The 22,290-nt window shown below is 38.5% G+C and carries 20 protein-coding genes; 4 read left to right on the top strand and 16 right to left on the bottom strand.

The features are described 5' to 3' along the window. Positions 1-858: 858 nt before the first annotated feature. From B5440_RS15455 to B5440_RS07590, 3 genes are all read left to right on the top strand, one after another. The gene (locus B5440_RS15455) at positions 859-1,179 is read left to right on the top strand and encodes a DUF302 domain-containing protein (protein ID WP_232755973.1); all 321 of its coding nucleotides are present in this window, start codon (positions 859-861) and stop codon (positions 1,177-1,179) included. A 142-nt stretch (positions 1,180-1,321) separates the two neighbouring features. After that, positions 1,322-1,780, top strand: coding sequence for a DUF302 domain-containing protein (locus B5440_RS15450; RefSeq protein WP_141728102.1), 459 nt, complete (start codon positions 1,322-1,324; stop codon positions 1,778-1,780). 515 nt (positions 1,781-2,295) lie between these two features. Next, on the top strand, positions 2,296-4,965 hold the full coding sequence (locus B5440_RS07590) for a cation-translocating P-type ATPase (protein ID WP_070052800.1): 2,670 nt from the start codon (positions 2,296-2,298) through the stop codon (positions 4,963-4,965). A gap of 104 nt (positions 4,966-5,069) precedes the next feature. On the opposite strand, the gene B5440_RS07585 is transcribed toward B5440_RS07590, so the two are convergent. The 15 genes from B5440_RS07585 to B5440_RS07515 form a co-directional block, all read right to left on the bottom strand. Further along, positions 5,070-5,291 (bottom strand): hypothetical protein, encoded by a 222-nt coding sequence (locus B5440_RS07585; protein WP_070052802.1) that lies wholly within the window; start codon positions 5,289-5,291, stop codon positions 5,070-5,072. A 5-nt stretch (positions 5,292-5,296) separates the two neighbouring features. Continuing rightward, entirely contained in the window at positions 5,297-5,614 is a 318-nt protein-coding gene (locus B5440_RS07580) for a rhodanese-like domain-containing protein (RefSeq protein WP_070052804.1), read from the bottom strand. Between the two features lie 2 nt (positions 5,615-5,616). Continuing rightward, positions 5,617-5,901, bottom strand: coding sequence for a rhodanese-like domain-containing protein (locus B5440_RS07575; RefSeq protein WP_070052806.1), 285 nt, complete (start codon positions 5,899-5,901; stop codon positions 5,617-5,619). Between the two features lie 173 nt (positions 5,902-6,074). Continuing rightward, positions 6,075-6,284, bottom strand: a complete 210-nt coding sequence (locus tag B5440_RS07570; RefSeq protein WP_070052807.1) for a YgaP family membrane protein — start codon at positions 6,282-6,284, stop codon at positions 6,075-6,077. Positions 6,285-6,302: 18 nt separating this feature from the next. Further along, positions 6,303-6,608 (bottom strand): hypothetical protein, encoded by a 306-nt coding sequence (locus B5440_RS07565; protein WP_070052808.1) that lies wholly within the window; start codon positions 6,606-6,608, stop codon positions 6,303-6,305. A gap of 179 nt (positions 6,609-6,787) precedes the next feature. Next, positions 6,788-9,985 carry an efflux RND transporter permease subunit gene (locus B5440_RS07560; RefSeq protein WP_070052809.1) on the bottom strand — a complete coding sequence of 1,066 codons (3,198 nt, stop codon included), beginning with the start codon at positions 9,983-9,985 and terminating at the stop codon, positions 6,788-6,790. 110 nt (positions 9,986-10,095) lie between these two features. Then, on the bottom strand, positions 10,096-11,172 hold the full coding sequence (locus B5440_RS07555; RefSeq protein ID WP_070052810.1) for an efflux RND transporter periplasmic adaptor subunit: 1,077 nt from the start codon (positions 11,170-11,172) through the stop codon (positions 10,096-10,098). Positions 11,173-11,183: 11 nt separating this feature from the next. Further along, positions 11,184-12,494, bottom strand: a complete 1,311-nt coding sequence (locus B5440_RS07550) for a TolC family protein (RefSeq protein WP_070052914.1) — start codon at positions 12,492-12,494, stop codon at positions 11,184-11,186. A gap of 19 nt (positions 12,495-12,513) precedes the next feature. Beyond that, the gene (locus B5440_RS07545) at positions 12,514-13,665 is read right to left on the bottom strand and encodes an NAD(P)/FAD-dependent oxidoreductase (protein WP_070052811.1); all 1,152 of its coding nucleotides are present in this window, start codon (positions 13,663-13,665) and stop codon (positions 12,514-12,516) included. 570 nt (positions 13,666-14,235) lie between these two features. Then, complete coding sequence (locus B5440_RS07540; RefSeq protein ID WP_070052812.1) at positions 14,236-14,730, bottom strand: DUF2231 domain-containing protein; 495 nt, start codon at positions 14,728-14,730, stop codon at positions 14,236-14,238. Between the two features lies 1 nt (position 14,731). Next, positions 14,732-15,049: a hypothetical protein gene (locus B5440_RS07535; RefSeq protein WP_070052813.1), complete on the bottom strand. Its 318-nt coding sequence runs from the start codon at positions 15,047-15,049 to the stop codon at positions 14,732-14,734. Between the two features lie 115 nt (positions 15,050-15,164). Beyond that, positions 15,165-16,541, bottom strand: coding sequence for a TolC family protein (locus B5440_RS07530; protein WP_070052815.1), 1,377 nt, complete (start codon positions 16,539-16,541; stop codon positions 15,165-15,167). A gap of 105 nt (positions 16,542-16,646) precedes the next feature. Next, positions 16,647-18,011 carry an HlyD family secretion protein gene (locus B5440_RS07525; RefSeq protein WP_070052817.1) on the bottom strand — a complete coding sequence of 455 codons (1,365 nt, stop codon included), beginning with the start codon at positions 18,009-18,011 and terminating at the stop codon, positions 16,647-16,649. Between the two features lie 2 nt (positions 18,012-18,013). Continuing rightward, positions 18,014-19,678, bottom strand: coding sequence for a peptidase domain-containing ABC transporter (locus B5440_RS07520; protein ID WP_070052819.1), 1,665 nt, complete (start codon positions 19,676-19,678; stop codon positions 18,014-18,016). Between the two features lie 204 nt (positions 19,679-19,882). Beyond that, a complete protein-coding gene (locus tag B5440_RS07515) occupies positions 19,883-21,160 on the bottom strand; it encodes a Kelch repeat-containing protein (RefSeq protein ID WP_070052821.1) in 1,278 nt (425 codons plus the stop codon). A gap of 121 nt (positions 21,161-21,281) precedes the next feature. Between B5440_RS07515 and B5440_RS07510 the strand changes: the two genes are divergently transcribed. Further along, on the top strand, positions 21,282-21,932 hold the full coding sequence (locus tag B5440_RS07510) for a flavodoxin family protein (RefSeq protein WP_070052823.1): 651 nt from the start codon (positions 21,282-21,284) through the stop codon (positions 21,930-21,932). A gap of 107 nt (positions 21,933-22,039) precedes the next feature. Here B5440_RS07510 and B5440_RS07505 read toward each other — a convergent pair whose 3' ends face one another. Continuing rightward, complete coding sequence (locus B5440_RS07505; RefSeq protein ID WP_070052825.1) at positions 22,040-22,192, bottom strand: SsrA-binding protein; 153 nt, start codon at positions 22,190-22,192, stop codon at positions 22,040-22,042. Positions 22,193-22,290 lie beyond the last annotated feature (98 nt).

Genomic DNA, 22,290 nt, shown 5'->3' with positions numbered 1-22,290 from the left:
GTTAATAAATTACTAAAGACTTTTGAAATTGAATATTAGGTGAAAATCTTGTTGAGATTGAAAACAAAACTTAATTATTAAATTTTAAGTATTTTCAATTTAAACAATAAACTGTTTTCATTAATTTATCTCCTTGCTTTAATATGCTGAGAATATTCATTTTTTTGAAAAGAAATTTTTAATTCTGTTTGGTTTATGGTCTATGGATTTTAATGGGAATTATGTGCTTAGCTAAAAATCATAAATGATATTTTAACTGGCCTTGATGTATATGTGGAGAAAAGTGAGATTGTTAATATTGTCGTAAGAAATAAAAGAACTCTATCAAAATCTTGAGTTTTGGATATTCAAGACTATAAAAATGAAATTTGAATATTCATTTCCGAAAAATCCATGAAATGAAACGAGAAGGAGGGGAGGATGGGAAAAATGATACCAGAAAAAACTGCCAGGCAGATTCTGGAAAATGATTTATTTCAGAAAACCTGAAACCTTATTCTTAATAAGGGATAAATTCAAAGGAATAAGGACTTTCAGGTTTTGGAAAGACTCCTTAAAATTCAAAAAAGAAGCCTTATAAGATTGTTTTTAAGCTATGATACTAATAAAGCAAGAATAACCGTAATCGCGAAAAATATATAAACCCAATAAATTTTAGGTATTGATTTTGTGTTTTTCATAAAAATAAAGCTTTAAATTAGGATAAATATAATACTAATATGAATTTTATCAAAAAGATATTACTGGTTCTCCTGTTATTTTTTTTAAATAGATAATTAAAATTTCAAGTTAAGTTCTGTTAATTATGAAATAATGTTGTGGTCCGATCTCTAAATTTATGGGTAAAATGAAATTACTATGATAAAGCTGAATTTTCTTTTCGCACTCTTCTTTTTGTTGACTTCTTGCCAGGATGATGATAAGAATACGAATCTTCCTAAAGAAACTATAAATACTCCTAAGGCATCGGGGATAGTTTATTTTCAAAGTGAATTGAGTATTAATAATGCTTATTCTAATTTAAAAACGGCACTTGACGAGAATGAAAATATTAGCATTGTGCAGGAGTTAGATCATTCCCAAAATGCCGCTTCAGTAGATATGAATCTGGAGCCAACTCAAATTATTTTCTTTGGAAATCCTAACCTGGGAACGCCGCTAATGCAAAAAATCAATTAGTGGGTCTAGACCTTCCGCAGAAGGTGTTGTTTTATGAAGAGGAAGAAGAAGTTTTTGCCCTGTATAACAGTACCGAATACCTGGCCTCTCGTTATGGAGTAGGGTAGAAAGCCTTTCACAAATTTCCGGAGCGCTAAGCCACTTGGTTGGAACAGCGGTTGATGCCGAGGGAGAACAAACCAATGATCAAAATGTTGATTTACACGAAGGAATTAAAAATGTGCAAAGCAACAACGATTTTGAAACCACCTATAATAATTTAAAATCAAGCATAGAAGCCAACCAGAATATAAGTGTTGTTGCCGAACTGGACCACCAGCAAAATGCTGAAAACGCCGGAATGGAACTACGTCCTACCCGCATAATTATGTTTGGAAACCCCAATCTTGGTACTCCTTTAATGCAATCCAAAAGAAGTATTGGTGTAGATCTACCGCAGAAAATGTTGGTATGGGAAGATGAGGATGGAACGGTACATATTGCTTATAACGATCCTGTATTTTTAAAAGACAAACACCAATTAGAAGGCAATGAAGAGCAAATTGAACAAATTTCCAATACTTTGCAAAATTTAGCTAATAATGCAGGTGGAGTTGAATGATTATTGTAGATTAAAAAACACTGGACTGCATAAAATCCTCTAATTATTCCCTTCTAAAAGACTCTGTTCAAATAACTTTCCTCTTTGATGGGCTCTTGAAATTGCTCAGAGGTGATTTGTATTCTTTGAAGAGCATTTTTTGTTTCTTAATAGCGTATAGGAAGAGCTTCTTTAAATATAAATCCAGTTCATTATAAAATGTCGTGATTTTCTATCGAATTAGATAAGTGAAATTTAGGTCTAGTGCAGCAGTGCCTGGAGGTCGAGTCCTCTCGCCCGCACAAAGGGATAAGCCGACTTGAAAGAGTCGGCTTTTTTGTTTTGGTAACACAGAGGTAAGAGTTTCCAAAAAACGGTTTTCTAAAATTGCTTTCTCAAATTTTTCAGCGACAACCTGTCTTAAATTTTTAAAGGAACATAGTGTTTATAAGTGATAACCCTAAAATTTGTCCAGAATAAACTATTTAAAATCTAAGCTTTCCATAAGACGTATCTTTAGATATATAATCTATTATATGGAAAAGAAGTTCTACCATAGTCTTAGTGTAGAAAAGGTTTTGAAAAGTTTTGAAACTTCATTTTCTGGCCTCACCTCTTCTGAGGTTTCCGAAAGAGTCTTGAAATACGGAAAAAATCTGCTTCCTTCCAGAAGGAGGATTACGCTGTTTCATATAATTCTCAACCAGTTTTTAAGTCCATTGATATATATTCTCCTTGCGGCAGCCCTGGTTGCTCTTCTTCTAAAGGAATATACCGATGCTGGCTTTATCTTTTTGGTACTTGTGGTAAATGCTGTCATAGGGGCTTTTCAAGAATGGAAGGCTGAATCCAAAGCCACGGCTTTAGAACAAATGATAAAGCTTCAAGCTCGGGTAATTCGTAATGGAAGTATGCAAAACCTTGATGGGGAAGATCTGGTTCCGGGAGATATAGTAGTTTTAGAATCGGGAAATAAGGTCCCTGCCGATTTGCGTATCCTTAAAGAAAATAACCTGTCGGCCATTGAAGCAATTCTCACGGGAGAATCGGTTGCTGTTTCCAAACAAGCCAGGGAAATGGAACAAAAAGAATTTCCTGTAGGGGACAAAATAAATATGCTCTTTGCAGGAACCACAATTACTACTGGTAGAGCTACAGGCGTAGTGGTGTCTACCGATTTACAAACAGAATTAGGAAAAATTGCTTCTTCCCTTAAAGAACTGGAAACCGGGAAGGCACCACTGGTACAGCGAATGGAAACCTTTACCAGGAAAATAAGCTTTATTGTTCTCGGAGCCTGTTTAGTCTTAGGACTGATTGGATATTGGGCGGGAATATCTTTACAAGAATTGTTCTTTTTTGTAGTAGCCGTTGCGGTTTCGGCCATCCCTGAAGGTTTACCCATAGCTATGACGGTAGCCCTCTCTATTGGTGCTTCCAGAATGGCAAAAAGGAATGTAATAATCCGGAAATTAACCGCCGTGGAAGGTTTGGGAAGTTGCACCTTTATTGCCACCGATAAAACAGGCACCCTTACCGTAGACCAGCAAACCGCAAAATTTATTGTCACTGCCGGTCTTGAAGTTTTTCAATTAAGCGGGGAAGGCTATAATGGGATGGGTGAGATAACTAATCAACAGGATATTAAAATTTCCAATACAGCTTCAAATGACCTGGACGATCTTATTCGCTCAGTAGTTATCTGTAACGAAGGGGAACTCCATTTAGACAATGGAAGCTGGAACTATGCCGGCGATCCCATAGATGTAGCTCTATTGGCTTTAGCATATAAAGTTAAAACAAGCCCTGATAAGATATTGGAATCTGTAGAAAAACTAAGCGAGGTGCCTTTTGAGTCAGAACGGCAATATGCAGCAGTATATTATCGTGAAAAAGACTCGAATAATATTAAAATTGCAGTTAAGGGAGCTATTGAAAGAATTCGGGAGCATATTACAGAAGAAAAGTATGAAGCGCTGGTGGAAGAGGCTACACGTTATGCCGCAAATGGATACCGTATTATTGCGGTGGCTGGAAATACTGTTTCTGAAATTCTCCCAATCAATAGTCTTCCGGACCTTCAACTTTTTGGTTTTATTGCGCTAATAGATCCCTTGCGGGCTGAAGCAAAGCCTGCAGTAGAAGAATGCCACCGGGCAGGAGTTAATGTAGCCATGGTAACAGGTGATCACCCTGCAACCTCCCTGGCCATTGCGAAGGAAGTTGGAATCGCGAGTCATCAAGATGAGTTAATTACCGGTATGGACCTGGCTGGATTAACAAAAGAAAATCCCGGTGCTTTGACGGAGATACTCAAAACCAAAAGGGTTTTTTCCAGGGTTTCACCACAACAAAAGCAACTTATTGTGCAGGCCCTAAGGGAATCGGGTCATTTTATTGCTGTAACCGGCGACGGGGTAAATGATGCCCCAGCCCTAAAAACCGCAAATATTGGTGTGGCTATGGGTTATGGTACCGATGTTGCCAAAGACACCTCTTCCATAATTATAAGCGATAACAACTTCGCTTCTCTGGTAGCCGGAATCGAGGAAGGACGTTTTACCTACGGCAATCTTAGAAAGATTATTTACTTATTGATTTCTACGGGAGCTGCCGAATTAATAGCTATTGCACTTTCACTAGCTTTTAAGCTCCCATTAATCTTTTTACCGGTACAATTGTTATGGCTCAATTTGGTCACTAATGGCATCCAGGATGTTGCACTTGCTTTTGAAACCGGAGAAAAGAAGTTTATGCAACAGCCCCCAAGAAAACCAGACGAAAGTATTTTTAACCGCTTAATGATAAGCCAAACTTTAATTTCGGCTGGAGTTATTAGTTTACTGGCTTTTGGTTTGTGGTATCATTTGCTCAATCATTTAAAATGGGAAGAAAGCACAGCTCGAAATACTGTACTTTTATTAATGGTATTATTGCAAAATTTTCACTCAATGAACTGCCGGTCTGAAACCCGGTCAATTTTTAAAATTCCAATCAGTAATAATTATGTTTTAATGCTGGGGATACTTGCTGCTCAGGGCCTTCATATATTGTCATTACATCTTCCCTTTATGCAGGAAATACTTTCTCTTGAGCCGGTAGCCTGGGATACATGGCTCAAACTATTCTTTACCGCTTCTATAATAGTGGTTGTGATGGAGGTTTTTAAATTATTTCATAAAAATATTCCCGGTGTTAGAAAATGAAAAAGGGAGAGTATTAGGAATTAGTGGTAATAAGTATTTAAGAGAAGTTCTTCCAGTATGGATCGGTAACTCCCTAATTGCAATCAGTTTTTAAAACAGTAAGATCACTGGTTCGTATCTGCTGGATCTGATTTTACTTCACAAGCTCCATTTGCACAATTTCCCCCTGCACAGGCAAGTCCGAATAGTCCCATAGCAGCCGGCCAGGCGCCGAGGGCAATGCCAATCCATTCGCCTTCCAGGGCACTTTGTACAATAACCCAGCTACCAATTAAAAAGTAGGCTGCCCGTATCCACGTCCAACCTGTAAAAATTCTTTCTATCATAATTATTACGAAATTTGGCTATTTAGCCTGGACCAGCTTCCGCCGTTGTAAACATTCGAAAACCCATTAGACTTTAATACACTTTTTGCCGAAGCGCTCCGCATACCCGAGGCGCAACAGGTTATTACTGGCTTATCTTTATCTTTTAGTTTACTAAGATTTGCCGGTAGCGTTTGTAAAGGAATATTTTTAGATCCTTTAATGTGACCACCCGAGAATTCTGCTTTAGTTCTCACATCTACAATAATTCCACCTTCTTGAAGAAGTTCTCTATAATTGGGAGCTGGTTTTATTCCTAAAAGCTCTTTAAGTTTTGCGATCATACTTATGCTGTTTTTGAGGTTAGATAATTAACTTCAAGCCACGAGCCTCCATTAAGACAGTTTATGCCCTGCCGACTTAAAAAATTCTCTGCCTGTCCGCTTCGGTTACCGGAAGCACAGCATAAGATCAATGGTGCTTTCATTTCTTTAAGTTCGTCTATTCGGTGTGGAACCTCATTAAGGGGAATGTTAACTGCTCCGAAAACACTTCCTCCCATAAATTCGCTATGTGTACGTACATCTACGATTGTACCTTCGTTATTTTTAATTATTTCTTCTCTATTCATTGTATTATTTTTTAATTCAGTATAAATAACTGACTGATTTCCAGTCGCAAAAATAAACCTAAAGTCCGCTGCGCACAGTTACTTTTGTTACATAATCTATTGAAGTACAATGGTTTTAAAACAGGGGTGAGGCGTCTTCAGCGCCAATTCGTTCAGATTGATCTCTGCGGAAATTAGCATTTTTGCGCCGATTTTACTTCATCTGAAACTCCCAGTTTTTCAAGAATCTTATCCATAAGACACCAGTGGGTAAGTGAGGATTGAAGGAGATTAGCTCCCACAAATGCGGTAAACCACAACCAGTTAATATTTACATATACGGCCAAAAGAAGGCTTATAAGCACAAAACTTCCTGCCACACCACGTACAATTCTATTTTTCATTTTGATATAGTTTTTAGGTTAGATAAAATTCTCGATGTTTACCACGGCCGCTCTTATAGGATTATTGGTTTCCAGTTTTTCGTTGAATTCTGAAACAAGTTCAAACAACCGGTCTATTTTTTCCTTTTCAGCGAAAGAGAAAAACATAAGAGATTCATTCCCGCCTTTCTCTCCCGGGAACCAACTTAGCGTAGCGATTACCTTGTTGGGATTTTTATAACCATCTATCTCACTACGGCTAAAGGCTTCGATCTTTGCCATTTTAAATATGTTGAGAATTTCCTTCTGAAATTCCGACACACTTGTTACAATTAATAATTTCATTTGCTGAATATTTAGTTGTCAAGAGAAAGCTGATGAGGTTTTTGTTCCCTTTTCAGCTTTCTTCAGACTTAGTTTTACTCCATAATCGAGATTAAATGCTGCGTTCCGAAGCATCGGATGCCTCGAAATCAAATTATATTTTCCAATAATAATGCTTCGTAAGCTTGCTACGAAGTTGTTTACTCGTGGTTTTTCTTTTCTATCATATAATAAACCAGTGGCACAACAAGCAAAGTAAGTATTGTTGAAACAATGGTTCCGCCCATTAATGAAATTGCCAGTCCCTGGAAAATTGGATCAAAGAGGATAACGAAAGCTCCTATTACTACCGTTCCCGCGGTTAAAAGAATAGGAGTGGTACGTACTGCACCTGCTTCTATCACTGCCTGTTTTAATGGAATTCCGTCTTCCAGCCTCAGGTTCACAAAATCGATAAGTAATACCGAGTTTCTCACCATGATCCCTGCCAGGGCGATCATACCAATAAAAGAGGTTGCGGTAAAGAAAGCTCCCATAATCCAGTGCCCCAGCACAATCCCGATAAGCGATAGCGGGATTGCTACCATCATTACGATTGGTGCTCGATAATTCTGGAACCAGCCTACAATTAAGATGTAGATAATAAATATCACTCCAAGAAAGGCGATTCCTAGGTCTCTGAAAACCTCCAAAGTAATTTGCCATTCGCCATCCCATTTAACGGTATAATCATCTTCCATTTGTGGTTGTTCTATATAAAGCTCGTTAAGCTCATAACCTGGGGGAAGATCTATTTCTTTTAATTTTTCTTCCATTCCTAAAATTGCATAAACCGGGCTTTCTAACTCTCCAGCCATATCGGCCAGTACGTAAACTACTCGTTTCTGGTTCTTTCTAAAAATGCTGTTCTCTTTAACTTTTTTATCTATCTGAACAAGATCTGCTATACTTACCATTTCTCCTGTTTGCGAAGCGATCTTGATTTGAGAAATATCCAAAGGAGTTGATTTTTCCTGTTCGGCTAAGGATAAAACAATGGCTACTCTTTGCGTAGCATTTTCATCATACAGGTGCGTCACGGCCCTATCTCCTAAAGCAGCATTCATAGTATGAACAATTTGTTGCGGAGCAACTCCGTATCGCATTGCTTTTTCCTTGTCTATCTCGAAATAAAATTCCTTTTGATCTGCTTCTACCATCCAATCTACATCTACTACATCTGAGGTTTGGTTTAGGATACCCTGAATTTCGTCGGCAATTTGAATTTGCTTTTCATAATCAGGACCGTAAACCTCGGCCACGATGGTGGACATTACCGGAGGTCCCGGTGGCACTTCCACGATCTTCACATTGGCATCAAATTTCTTGGCGATCTTTTGAATGGTAGGTCTTAGCAATTTTGCTATATCGTGACTCTGGGCACTCCTTTCGGTTTTATCCTTTAGGTTCACCTGTATATCGGCCGTGTTGCTTGCGCCCCTAAGATCATAATGTCTTACCAGACCATTGAAGGTGATTGGAGCCGAGGTACCAACATAACTCTGGTAATTTACCACTTCCGGCCTTTGTGAAAGGTACTGGCCAATTTCCCTGGTAACCGTAGCGGTACGTTCTAAAGTTGTACCCTCTGGCATATCTATCACCACCTGAAATTCATTTTTATTGTCAAACGGCAGCATTTTTACAGCCACAGATTTTGTAAAGAACAAGGCAACAGAGCCTAATAACAATACTATAGTAGTACCTAAAAAGATCCATCGCGTACTCTTATTCGTAATAAGCGGTCTTTCTAATTTGTTATAGAGTTTATAAATACGTGTATCCTCTATATTTTCTGCAGGTTCTTCTTTTTTCTCTTTTCCACTGCTTTTCTCCCTGAGGAAAATAAGTCCCAGGTAAGGAGTAATGGTAAGTGCCACAAAGAGGGACAAAATCATTGCAATAGAAGCTCCAATGGGCATAGGACTCATATATGGTCCCATTAATCCGCTTACAAAAGCCATGGGCAATACCGAAGCAATTACTGTAAAGGTTGCAAGAATGGTTGGGTTTCCAACTTCATTTATGGCATATAAAGCCGCCTGCTTAAAGGGCAGCCTTTTCATCTTAAAATGCCGGTGCATATTTTCAGCAATGATAATAGAATCATCTACCACGATCCCTGTTACAAATACTAGAGCAAAAAGGGTTATCCGGTTAAGCGTGTAATCTAAAAGATAGTAGCTAAGCAGGGTGAGGGCAAAGGTTACCGGCACCGATAAGAAAACCACCAAACCGCCACGCCAGCCCATAGCCAGCATCACCACCAGGGTAACCGCAACTATAGCTCCAATTAAATGCAGTAGCAATTCTCCTACTTTATGAGAAGCTGTTTCCCCGTAATTCCTGGTAATTTCCACGTGTACATCATCTGGAATTAGATTGCTTTTTAGTTTGTCTACTTTAGCGATGATCACATCCGCAATTTGCATCGCATCAGCTCCCTTGATCTTGGCTACTGAAATAGTCACTGCAGGATATTCAGAAGAGAAATTATTTCCTGCTTTAGAGCCCTGACCGTAACCGAAAGAAACATATTCCTTAGGTAATTCAGGGCCTTCAATTACTTCTGCAATCTGATACAAATAAACAGGCTGTTGCTGCTGGATTCCAATAATAAGATTCTCCACATCTTCAGCAGATTCAAGAAAACTCCCGGTGCTTACCAAAAATTCGGTGTCATTCCTGTCAAAACTACCAGATGAAAGTTGTTGGTTGTTCGCCTGTATTTTTTCAGAAACACCAAGGAAATCCACACCGCTGGCAGCCATCTTTTCTTTATCCAGAACTACGCGCACCTGCTTGCTACGGCCGCCAATGGCATTGGTCACCGAAACATCGGGTACTTTTTCTATCTCGTGAGTTAGTTCATTGGCTATCTGCCTAAGCTGGTAATCGTCATAATTTTCACTCCAAAGTGTAAGCCCCAGCACCGGAACATCGTCAATTGACCTTGTCTTCACCAAAGGCATTGTGGTGCCCTTTGGCATCTGGTCCATATGCTTCATAAGTTCATTATAAAGCTTTACATAGGAGCGTTCAATATCTTCTCCCACCAGGAACTGAACGGTTACCATGCCCTGTTCTTTCATAGAAGTAGAATAGATATAATCTACTCCCGGAATATTGGAAACCATTTTTTCCAGGGGTTTTATTACCCGCGATTCAAGTTCTGTTGGGCTTGCACCAGGATAACCAACAAAAATGTCGGCCATTGGTACATCTATTTGTGGCTCTTCTTCCCGGGGAATCAGGAACGAACTGTATACTCCAATGACCATAAAAACGATCATAAGAAGCACCGTAAGTTTTGAATCCATAAAGCCTTTGGCAATTTTGCCTGCTAATCCTTCTTTCATTTTGTAGTAATTTTTTTACTCGATAATCGAGATTTAAATGTTCAAGATTTGTCTTGAAATTAAAATGCTGCTACCCATTGATACTTCGAGGTTTTACCCGCGGAGACTTATTACTGAATATTGAGGCTGGCCCCGTTATAGAGTTTTCCTTCGGCAGAAGTGATATAAGATTCCCCGGCACTAAGACCTGATAATACTTCGACTTTATCACCTACCTTTTTGCCAAGTCTTACCCATCTTAGAATAGCGGTGTTCTGCTCGCTTGGCGTATAAATGCCCTGCAGATCGCCGTGGTTTATTATTGCGGATTCAGGTACTAATATCATTTCTCTTTTATCCCCGGCGGTGGTAGGAAATTGAACACTGGCATACATTCCTGAATAGATTTCGGCATCGTTTTGATCTAAAGCTATTTTTACAGTATACTGCCCTCCGGAATTACTGGCTGAAGTGCTTATTTCTGAAACCACTCCTTCCAGGGTTTCTCCCGAAGATTTAATGAGTACATCTACTTTTTTTCCTTGCTCTACTGAAGCTATTTCAGATTCAGGTACACTTGCCCGCACTTCAAAATTGCCCGGCACTTGCAGTCTAAGCAATGGCATTCCCGGATTCGCCATATCACCAACTTCCACATTTTTATCGGTAACTACACCACTAAAGGGAGCTGTGATATTTGAATAGGCAAATTGAGCATTGATCTCATTCTTTTGTTGCCTGGCTGCTTCAAGTCGGGCTTTGGCCATTTCATACCTGGCGTTAATGTCATCCATTTCCTTTTGGGTAGCACTGTTCTCAGAAAATAAGGCCTGGTAACGTTCATAATCCTTCTGGGCATTGTTAAAAGCCGCCTGGGCTTCAGTGATGCCCGCATTTACCTGGGCACGTTTCGCCTGTAAGTCGGCATTATTGATCGCAATCAGCAATTGGCCTTTTTTTACTTTATCTCCAACTTTGGCATTTATCTGGGTAACATAACCCATATTTCTAGTGCTTAAAGTGGCATTTTCAACCGCTTCTACTTTTCCGCTGAAAGTGATAAAAGATTGATCTGATTCTGTAGGAGTGTTTACGGTTACTTCTACAGGCGCTGTATTTTCGGTAGTATTTTTTTCCGGAGAATCTCCGCAACTAAAAAAGAGGCTTGTTGCACCCAGGAGACCTATTATATATAATTTAGTATTCATAAGTTGATAGTTTAGTTTATTAGAAATTCCAATTGTGCCTGAGCATAATTGTATTCATAAATTGTTTGTGCGTATTCTAGTTGTTTTTGGGATAATTGAGCTTCTGCGGCTAATAAGTCACTCGTTTTTTCAAGTCCCTGCTCAAATCTATTAGCGCGTATTCTCAAAGATTCTTCGGCCTGTTCCAGAGCTAAACGGGTAAGTTCAAGCTTATTTTCAGCATCTTTTACTGCGCGGCTGGCCCTGTTTCTTTCCATTTCGCTTCTTGAAACATAAGATTCATATTCAAGCCTGGCTTTCTCGTAAGTTGCCTGGCTTTTTTGAAGTTTTCCGAAGCGTTTATAACCTTCAAAGAGATCCCATTTTAATTGTATTCCGGCAATATATCCACTGGCATCGCCAGCAAAGAGCTCATCATCATAGAGTTCATAACTGCCAAAGGCATTTAGGTTAGGCAGGAAAGACATTTTATCTGCCTGTAACATTTCTTCACGGGCATCTGTTGCCAGTTTCATAGCACGAATATCTGCACGTTCTAAAAAAACCGATTCAGCATTCTCCTGTACGGGAAGAGAAACTTCCAGGGAATCTGTAGGTTCAAAAATGGTATTAACGGGTTCGTTCAGTAAATAGGCAAGATAATCGGATGCGTTTATGACGTTACTTTTGGCGTATTGCAGCTGATTATTAACTTCAGAAACCCTTATCTCCACAGATAATAAATCAGATTTTTGCAGGTAACCCTGCTCGTAATTATCATCCGCCAGTTTTTTATTGGCGAGAGCTGCTTTTTGAGCACTTTCCAGAACAGCTACAGCCTTTTGGGCCAATTGCAACTCCATATAAGCTTTTTCAACCTCAAGAACCATATGATCTATGGTGCGGTCTGTTTTTAAAGCCGTTGCAGCCATCTTAGTTTTCGCAGCTTTACGTTGAAAGATTCCATCCACATTGATAAGCGGTTGTTCTACTTCGATCTTAGTGGCGAAATTGTTGATCCTATCCGGATTGTTTAACAATTCCGGGTTGAAATCGCTTTGCGTAACTATTCCCTGGTTGAGTTTAGATCCAAATGCCATTAAAGGATTGGTGGTAGTCATTCCCGAATGTGATACTGCTACATTGGGTAAAAAGATGGAATTGGTTTGTCTAAAATCTCCCCGGGATTCCAGGAATTCCTGTTGAGATATTTTGATCTCCCTGTTATTTTGTTTCACCAATTCTATGGCTTCACTTTTGGAAATTGGCCGTACTTCCTGGGCTTGTAGCCACATTCCCGGAAGTAAACTTACCAGCATAATTATATATTTGATTTTCATCATTTCGCTTTTATATTTCGGATTAAAAGTTTTTGAAGAACCAGAATTTTTCATCCCACCATTTAGAGAAATGGCTCCATTGGGCCGGATCTTTCATCTTTACCTCTTTATTTTCTTCCCCTGAAAATTTTCCGCCGCTTTCACTGGCTTTTCCTTCACCTGCTTCGATAAAGTATTTCCCATGTGGTTCAAAAATTTTATCCGGTTCTCGATTGTCCATTTTTCGACTAATATTATGAGCTATCACTTCTCCCTGTTGCCTGGCAAAAACTCCTATTTTTGGAAGTACGGTGCCGGTTTCAGTTTTTAGGTGAGTGATATCTCCAATAGCGTATACATTTTGAAATTTGGTTTCCAGACTTTGGTTATCTACTTCAACCCAACCAGAATTTCCAGCTAAGTCGCTGTTCCTAATGACCTCGGGCAATTGATGCTTTGGAGTATAGGCCAGCAGATTATAGGAGTAACTTTTGCCGTTATTGAATTCTAATGTATTAGCAGAAACCTTAGTAAGCTGATGATTTGGATAATACCTTATCCCTTTCTTTTTCAACAAGTCTTTTAATTCTTCAGAAGCTTCAGCACTTGCAAATTCCATAGGGCCGGCTTCAGGAGTAAAAAGTGATACTGTAGTTTTATTATTGAGGTTGCTGTTTCTTACAAAATCTTCTATAAGCATAGCTGCTTCATAAGGTGCCGCCGGACTTTTAAAGGGAAGGGAAGAAACCAGGATGGCAATCTCGCCTCCGTCAAAATTCTTAAGTTCTGCATGGAAATTCTCAGCGCCTTTTAGCGTAAAGAAGTTATGGCCGAATTGATCAAGGTTATAAATATCTGTTTGTTCAACGCCCAGGGAAATTACCATATGGTCTCCCATATACTGCTTTCCTTTTACAGTAATGCTTTTATTTTTAGGATCTATATTTTCAATATCTCCCTGGATAACTTCAAGTCCGGAGGCTTGCAGTTTATTAATATTTTTTGTTACCTCTTCTTGTTTTCGGTTGCCAACCATTACCCAGGGTAACGAAGGCGAAAAAAGACTGGTTTCTCCTTTCTCAAAAACCTGGATCTTTACCAGGTTGATATCTTCTTCGTTGCCACTGTGTTTACTTAATTCCCTGGCGGTTACGATTCCGCCTGTGCCGGCTCCTAAAACTAAAACAGTTTTCATAAATAATTTTTTAAGGTTGTTTTCTTATTAATTTTTCACCTGAGCAGTTGAGGTTTTGCCAATAGCTAAGGCAATTTTATTTCTGAATTACAGCACAAAATTAGAAGCTAAGTCGACCCTTTACAGCTACATTTGTTACACAAGGGCCTGAGGCATAGAAGGCTATAGTGGAATAATTAATACTATGCTATGATGAATATCAGGTTTTGCTATAAGAATTCAGCTTTTACTCGATAACCCAGATTTGAATATCCTGGGCTTGCCTGAATTTGATTTAATGAAACTTCCTAATAAATATTAGTAAGCTGGAAAGGATAGCACCTAAGCAGGTTAAATAGGGAGATTTTGAAATGGAAATATTGTGAAATAAAGATATTCAGTAGGAATATGTTCAAATATCTATCTAACAAATTGCTGGAAAATAATTCAGCATAGAAAGTTGTAGTAGTGGATGCAAAAAATAGTTCCCAGGCTTTAGTAAAGCTGAGGCGAAATGAGGAAATAAAAAAGTTTAAATTCGGATTGAGAAATTGAAAACTAAAAAATAGTTGTTCTGAAGCTGAAACTTATTTAATTAAATTCAGCGCAATCTTCCGAAGGATTATATACACCTGCTCCCTGCTGGTAAACCAGAGTAGCGCCTAAGTGCCCAACATACATAAGATAACCGGAGCCTATTGACAAAGTGATAATACAAAGAATAGATAATAAACTCTTCTTTTGGCTAAGAAATTGAATTCTTGAGAATTTTAATAGATCCAGAAGGAGGGAGGCGGTGAAAAGCCAGGCGGTTACATAGGCCAGGTTTTGATGTTCTTTAAGAACGGTGGGATCGCAAATTTTTCTTGAGACAATTCCATCGGCAAGATCACCGGTGTAAATTGCAATCCAAACCCCTATCGTGCCTAACAAAAGTAAAAAAGTTCCTCCTTGTTTCCAGAGGTCTTTTGCCGAGCCCAGTGCTATTAGCTTAAACAAAAATGCAACTAATAGAATGGCGATAGGAAAATGAACGGACAAAGGATGAAAAACCTCTGTCCGCCAAAAATCAGATAACTGATCCATGTTATTCCATAATTTTTACAGAAATAGGATCTAAACGTTTTCCTACTTTTTCTACTTCAACTTCTACTTTTTGACCTTCTTTCAATTCTGAAAAATCTACAGTGCTACCATTTCTGGTTAACTCGGTATTTTCTTTGAAATAAAGCTCTAAAGTCTTGTTGTCGTCTGTTTTTACGTAAATCTCATCTTTAGAAGCTTCAACTTCTTCTATTGTTCCCTGGTAAGTTCCAGATTCTACAGTATCAGTACTTTCCCCGCAGGAAACCATGAAAAGAAAAATGCCTAAAAAAGTAACTGATTTTAAAGTTTTAGTCAGCATAATTTTGATTTTAAGAGTTATTTATATTTAAGCTAACTTACAAATTAATGGGTTTAAATGCTTAAAAGAAATACTGAAATTTAGAAATCATTTTCCTTTTAAAAGTAGCTCCATATTATTGCACTGCATTGCTACCAAGGGCTTGTAAGTATTCAGCCTGGGTTTTGAGAAATTTAATCTGAAGATCTAATTGTTTAAGCCTGGCTTCAATAAATTTGCTTTCGCGAGTGTTTATAAGAAAGATTGAGCTTTCGCCAAAATTAAACTTTCGTACTTCAGCATCTAGCAACGTATTAGAATCGGTTACCATTTGTTGGGTCATTTCAATTTGTTCCAAAAACGCCTGAAGCTGTTGTTGAATAGCATTAATACGCGCCTGCAACTGGTTGTCTTTTAGGTTGAGTTCCAGTTTAGCATCCTGTAGTTCATATTCTGCAACCTTAAGATCTCCGCGCTCTTTTCTTAGAAATAAAGGCATAGAAAATTTTAGTCCTGCTTTATAGGCGCCTGAATTAAAGGTTTCGAAATTATCAGTTTCTTCTGATAAAAAATTATATTCCAGATCTATTTTCGGCAATAATTTATTGAAACGATAGCGTTTTTCTATCTGCAGCGCTTGTATCTTCTGACGGTAAAAAACCAATTGCGGATGAGTTTCAAAATTTGTTTCTGGTATTTCAGAAAGCAGGTTTCCCAAGATTATATCGGTTTCTACCGGGGCCACGTCTTCCTGTAAAAGCAAGGGTTGATCCTGGCTCCACAAATAGGTAGAGAGTTTTAACCTGGCTTTTCTAAGATCTACTGCGGCCTGGTTGGCTTGCAATTTACGCTGCTGGATGTTAAGTCGGGCTTCAACCGTATCTATTCCTGCTACTTCTCCTGTTTCGGCACCTCTTTTAATCCCACGGTAACGCTCGTTTGCATTTGTTAGAAAATCTTCAAAAATATCCAGTTTCTCGTGTGCTCTTAACCATTCAAAATAAGTGAAGGAAGCTTCCAGAAGAATATCGTTTACTAAAAGTTGCCGTTCGGCTTTGCTTTGTTCTCTATAAGCCTGGGCCTTTCGCAAGCCGGCCATTCGTTTATTTATCCATAAGCCTTCGCCAAGGGATAAAATTATCCCGGCCTGATAAAGACCTGCTTCAGGCACCTGGTTTTGAGGATTCACATAAGCACCCTGGCTTTGTTGAAATCCGCCTTTCAATTTTAAGCCATACCACAAAGGTACTTGCAATTGAGCATCCAGAAGATCGTAGTATTCTGTGCCTTTATATTCCTTTTCTTTATAATCTACCACAAAGCGCGGATCAAAAGCACCTCTGGCCGACTGAACTTCGGCATCACCTATATTTCTTACCAGTGCTGCCTGCCGTACCACGGGATGTTCACTTATTACCTTATCAAGAAATTCGGTATAACTTAAACTGTCTGTTTGTGCCAATGCAGAAGAACAAACAAAAAATAGCATTAAGAAATAGTGTGCTAAGCGCATTTTTCGGTTTACTTTTTACTCGATATCGAGATTTAATGCTCCGAGGCTTGCCCCGAAATCAAATCATATTTTCCAATAATAATGCTTCGTGAGCTTGCTCCGAAGTTATTTACTTTTACTTTTTGCCGGTTTTTCTTGTGTGCCATTCTCTGGCGCATAATAATTAGGTGGGAAACCGTTTAGATTTCGCCATAGTTCATACCAAATCGGAACATTTTCCAGCAACGCAATAGTTTGAGCTCCACTTCCAATACCAATTTGTTTTGGCCAGGGATTATCATCTGGATCGGGCGCTAATAATACCCGGTATTTACCATTGGGAGAAATATAATTTTCTACCGCTACCACCTTGGCGCCATAAGTACCGTAGGAAAGATTAGGCCAACCGCTAAATATTATAGCAGGCCAACCGTCAAATTGTATCTGTACTTCTTCACCCACGTGAATTAAAGGTAGATCTAATGGTCTAACATAGGTTTCTACTGCCATTTGGTAATTAGAAGGCATTATACCTACCAATTGTTCTCCCTGTGAAAACGTTTCGCCTAAACCGGCACGTAATGCCTTATTTACATAGCCATCCTGTGGCGCAAGAATATAGTATAATTGACTGCGTTGTTCGTAATTAGAAAGTTCAATTTCCAGTTTATCTACTTCAGCCTGTGTGCTAAATTGACTGCCTTGCGAAGTAAAAATTTCCTGTCTTGTTTTCGAAATTTTATCAGCATATTCAGCGCCAATTCTATTGATCTCGATCTCAGCATTAATTACCTCGTTTCTGCTTGATAATAGATCATTTTGCTGGGCAATTAATTTTGCTTGTGCTTCCTGTAATTTTAAGCGCCTGGCCTCCAAATCGGTTTGGGAATATAAACCTTCTTCCTGCAACGTTTGCAGTCTTTCAAATTGTGTCTTCGCAATCTCTACCTGGGTTTCCGCGGCTTCAAGCTTTATGCTGTCGCTTCTTACTTTTAGACGTGCCTGTTCTATTTTATTGATTGCCTGGCTTAGCTTTAATTCTCTTTCGTTTTCCTGGGCCTCCAACTGCTGTCTTAGAGCATTAATTTTTTCATCGTAAGTGAGCGCCGATTGGTTTTTGGCATCGATCTGGCTTGAAGTTCTGCTAATTAGCTGCGGATCAAAATAATCACTGCTTACTTCAGAAATCCTTAAAATTGTATCTCCTTTATTTACAAAATCCCCTTCGTTGATATACCATTGTTCAATACGGCCGGGAATTGGAGATTGAATGGTTTGTGGTCTATGTTCCGGGCTTAGGGTGGTTACATTCCCGGTAGCCCTAATATTTTGTGTCCAGGGTAAAAAGAGAATGATTAAGAATAAAACAAAAAGCCCAATAAGTACTTTATTAAAGATGGCGTAATGTGTTCTAAAAAACACGAATTTACCCGATACGGAATCCGTTATATCTATGCGCTCGTTTAATTTTTCTTCAGAAATATTCAGCATAACTACAGGGATTTAACGATTCTACCATCCTGCAATTCCAGGCGTTGATCACTAGCATTTTTCCATAATTCATCATTGCTGGCCACTACTAAGCTCCAATTGTTTTTAGGATCGGTTAAAAATTTTAATATTCTTTTCTTTTCCTGAAGTTCAAATTTTTCAAGCGGTTCTTTTAAGATTAATACTGAAGGTTTTCTTACAATAGCTCGTGCTAAGATGATCCTTTTTGCTATTAAGGTAGACAGGTACCTGCCTTCTGGATGAATTTGTGAAAATATCCCGTCGGGTTGATCTTTTACGAATTCTTTTAAGCCAGAATGCTCCAGGGCCCAATCTATATTCTGATCTGAAATAGATTCATCTCCAAAAGTGATATTTTCCCAAAGGCTGCCCTCAAATGGGATTTCTTCTGGTAACATAGTGCCCAGATGCTGCCTGTATTCATTTAAAACTAAGGTGTGCCTTGCGGTATCGTTAATATAAATTTTTCCTTTGGTAGGAGTGAAAATACCCGAAATAAGCTTTAGAAGACTGGTTCTGCCATTTCCGGCAGGTCCCGAAATCAGTAAGCTTTTTCCCGGTGCTAATGTAAAATTAATTCCTTTTAGAACCGTATGGCCTTCGGGCTCAAAGGCTACTTCTTTTAATTCTAACTTAATTCCGTTTGAGGCATCAACAGAATTCTGATTTTCAAAAGCTTCTAAAGGCTTGTCAACTACCTGCCCAAGTTTTTCCAGTGAAGTTAAAGTATCGTAGACATCTTCCAGGCCACGAATTAATTTTTCTACGGAAGAAATTATCAATAAAATAATGATTTCGGCAGCAACAAACTGACCAATATTCATTTGTTGATTTAAAACTAATATTCCCCCGATAGCTAATAGCCCCCCGGCTACAAGCACCTTAAAAACAATTAATTTAATATATTGAATTTTAAGTACGCCAAAGTGATCTTCTCTTTCCTTTAAATAGGCTGCAGTTAAACGATCATTCTTTCGAATTGCTAATTTACTACGACCGGAAATTTTAAAACTATTTAAATTCCGTGCAATCTCCTGTATCCAATAAGCTACCTGATATTTATTTTTAGATTCATCTAAGCTAGTTTTTAAACCTTTTGCTGCCGTAAATTTAAAAACGAGGTAGAGTAGTAAAACAAGTAATAAGCCATACAGGATAAAAAACGGATGGTAAAGCGATAGCAGGATTACCCCAAGAATAATTTGAACTGCGGCAGAGGGTAAATCAAGTAGAATTTTACTTACACCTTTTTGAACGGTAATGGTGTCAAAAAAACGGTTTGCTAATTCTGGCGGATAGATATTTTGCAGAGCTTCACTCTTAATTTTTGGAAACCGATAAGCGAATTCAAAGCTAGAGCGTGTAAAGATCTTTTGCTGAATATTCTCGGCCAGTCTAAGTTGTAGCAGTTCAAAAACGCCAACCATCCCTACGGCAAGGGTTACTAGAATAACAAGAATAATCCAGCTTGTGCTTACTCTACCTCCCTGAATAAGGTTAACAATAGCCTGTATGCCTAAAGGCACGGCCAGGTTAATTAAACCGGCAAAAAGTGCATAAAAAAGTATATGTTTTACATCACGATTATCTAATTCCAGTAAGTTCCAAAGTCGTTTTACGGTCTTGCCTGGTTCGGGTTTCTTCATCAAGTTATACTAAGGACGTTTAATAATTTAATATGCGGGGCAAAAATAATTTACAAAAATATGTTTGTTCAAGATTTAGTTAAATTTTAACGATTGTTCCAAGCCTTGAAATATAAGAAGAAAATTTAAAAAAAGAGATTGAATGAGTCAAGCTAGACCTGGAATTATTTGCTACACAAAAGCTATGCAGTATTCTTTTATTCTCTAATCTTTATTATTTAAATTCACAATAATAGCTTCTTTTTTGCCTGTTCTTTTTATTGAAAGTTTGCCTGGATTTTGGTCTCCTTCTATTTTTAATTCAAATTCTGAGCGTGGAGCTAAAACAAATGGTAAACTTTTTTTATTCAGAATTTTAAAATTATCGCTCACATTAATATCTGTAATTACAATAGCCTGGTTTCCTCCTTTGTGCGATATGCGTACGCTTCTGGTGGTCTTTTTAGAAAAATCCAGATTAGTTTCGGAAGCTTTTAAAGCTCCAGCCAGAATTGCTTCGGTACTAAAATTTAGTGTATTGTCTTGAGCAAAAATTTCAAAAGTATTCAATTCAGGGCCGCCCCCACGATTTCCGCTGCCGGCTCCAATAATAATTTGTTTGTTAAGACTTATAGCCTGTGTACCGTGCCTTCCCTGATTTAGAGGCGGTAAACTATCCCATTTCTCTTCAGCAAAGTTAAAAACTTCAGCTTCATTATGTGCTGCTTCCTGTGCATCACTTTCTCCTCCTATAATAACCGGCTTCTCATCTATAATTCCAATTGCGGTTCCAGCTCTTGGGGTAGGTATGTTAGCGGTAGAAGTCCATTTTTCAGTATCAAAATTATAAATATCGGTTGGTTTTACGGTTCCAGCAAAGCCGTTGCCTTCCACACTTCCCGATTTTCTTCCGCCGGCAACAAAAAGAATATTTCCAATAATTGCGGCCTGAAAATGATCTCTCTTATTTGGGGAGTCTGGCAGGATGTTCCACTTGTTTTTATAGAGATCATATTCATCGAACCAGTTTACCCAACCAGAAGTATGCCCATTAGTAATTCCGTTTACCAAATAGATCTTTTTATCTTTTACGGCCACACCAGCTGCTCCTCGTCTTCGATCTTCAGGAATTTCGGGGCCTTTTATCCAAAGATCTTCTAAAGGATCGTAAATATAAATATTAGGAATAGGATCTTCTTCGGGCCAGCCACCGGTAAATGCTCCCAGAACATACACTAGTCCGTCAATGCTTACAGCCTGGGTATGATGCATTTCCAATGGAGGTTGTGCGCCCTTTTTCCAGGTTTGATTTTCGGTATTATAAATATCTATAGGTTTATTGCCGCGCCCCCCAATTAAAATAAAGCGTTTCCCGGCCTGTACAAAAGCATTTTCGTGTCTTTCCTGGGATGCGCCATTGGCGGGAAGTTTTTTCCAGGATTGTGAATTAAGATTTATGGCAGAAAAACAGAAAAGGCTAAGCAGTAGGTATTTTTTTATCATAATTATACTTTGCTATAAATATAAGGCTTCTAACAAAACACTAAGGTATGTTTAACCAAGACTTAACTGCTTTAAGCTAGGCTTTTTAATAAGTTAGCAGACTAACCAAAAATTCTAAATTATGAAACTGAAAGCTTTATTTTTGAATTGTACGCTTAAAAAATCTCCTAAAACTTCTAATACCGAAGCCTTTATTGAGGAGGCCGAAAAAGTTTTTCAGGATCTGGATGTTTCTACTGAAGTTGTTCGGGTAGTGGACCACGATGTGAAATTTGGAGTAACCTCTGATGAAGGGAATGGAGATGAATGGCCTAAGATTTTAAAAAAGGTTAAAGCAGCCGATATTGTAATTCTTGCCACACCAATTTGGAGAGGCGATCGAGGTGCAGTAGCCAAAATGGTAGCCGAGCGTTTTGATGGTATTATGGAAGAAGGAAATGAAGAAAACGGGCAATTCCCAACTTATAACAAAGTAGCAGGGGTAATGGTAAACGGGAATGAAGACGGTGCTAAAAAGGCGATTTCGAGTATGGTTTTTGACCTTTCTGAATACGGGTTTAGTGTTCCGGTTAACGGATTCTCTTATTACGTTGGTGAAGCGGGTCCCGGCCCAAGTTATATTGAAGCTGAAGGCAATAAGCACGAATTCACCAATAATATGCTGTTATTAATGGCGAACAACCTGGTGCATTTGGCTAGAACCTTAAAAGATAATCCATATCCAACCAATGTAAAAAAGCTTGGTGAGAAAGCTAAAGAAATGAGTAAGTAGAAGCGAATTGTTTTAGTCGATAATCGAGATTAAATGCTCCGAGTTTTACTGGGATATCAAATTATATTTCGGGAACTTTGTCCGAAGTTTACTAAAATTCTATTGAATCAATCTAGAGAATTTCGGGTTACCCAGGATTTCCAACCAATAATTGCCATTTGAATTTTACTGGCTTTTCTTAGGTCCAGTTCTTTTTCGGTATAATTGGGGAGGATTGTTTTATTGAGCTTAGATAGCGCTTTAAAAAATTTCTTTTTCATAGTTGGTTGGTTTACTCGATAATCGAGATTTAACTGCCTGGAGGCCTGATTCGTAAATTAGATTATTTCCTATCTTACACGTGAAAGCCTCCTTCGAA

Origin of the sequence: Salegentibacter salarius (assembly GCF_900168265.1) — a bacterium.
Classification (GTDB): Bacteria; Bacteroidota; Bacteroidia; order Flavobacteriales; family Flavobacteriaceae; genus Salegentibacter; species Salegentibacter salarius.
The sequence above is the reverse complement of the archived record's forward strand: the minus strand, read 5'-3'. Positions and strand labels throughout refer to the sequence as shown.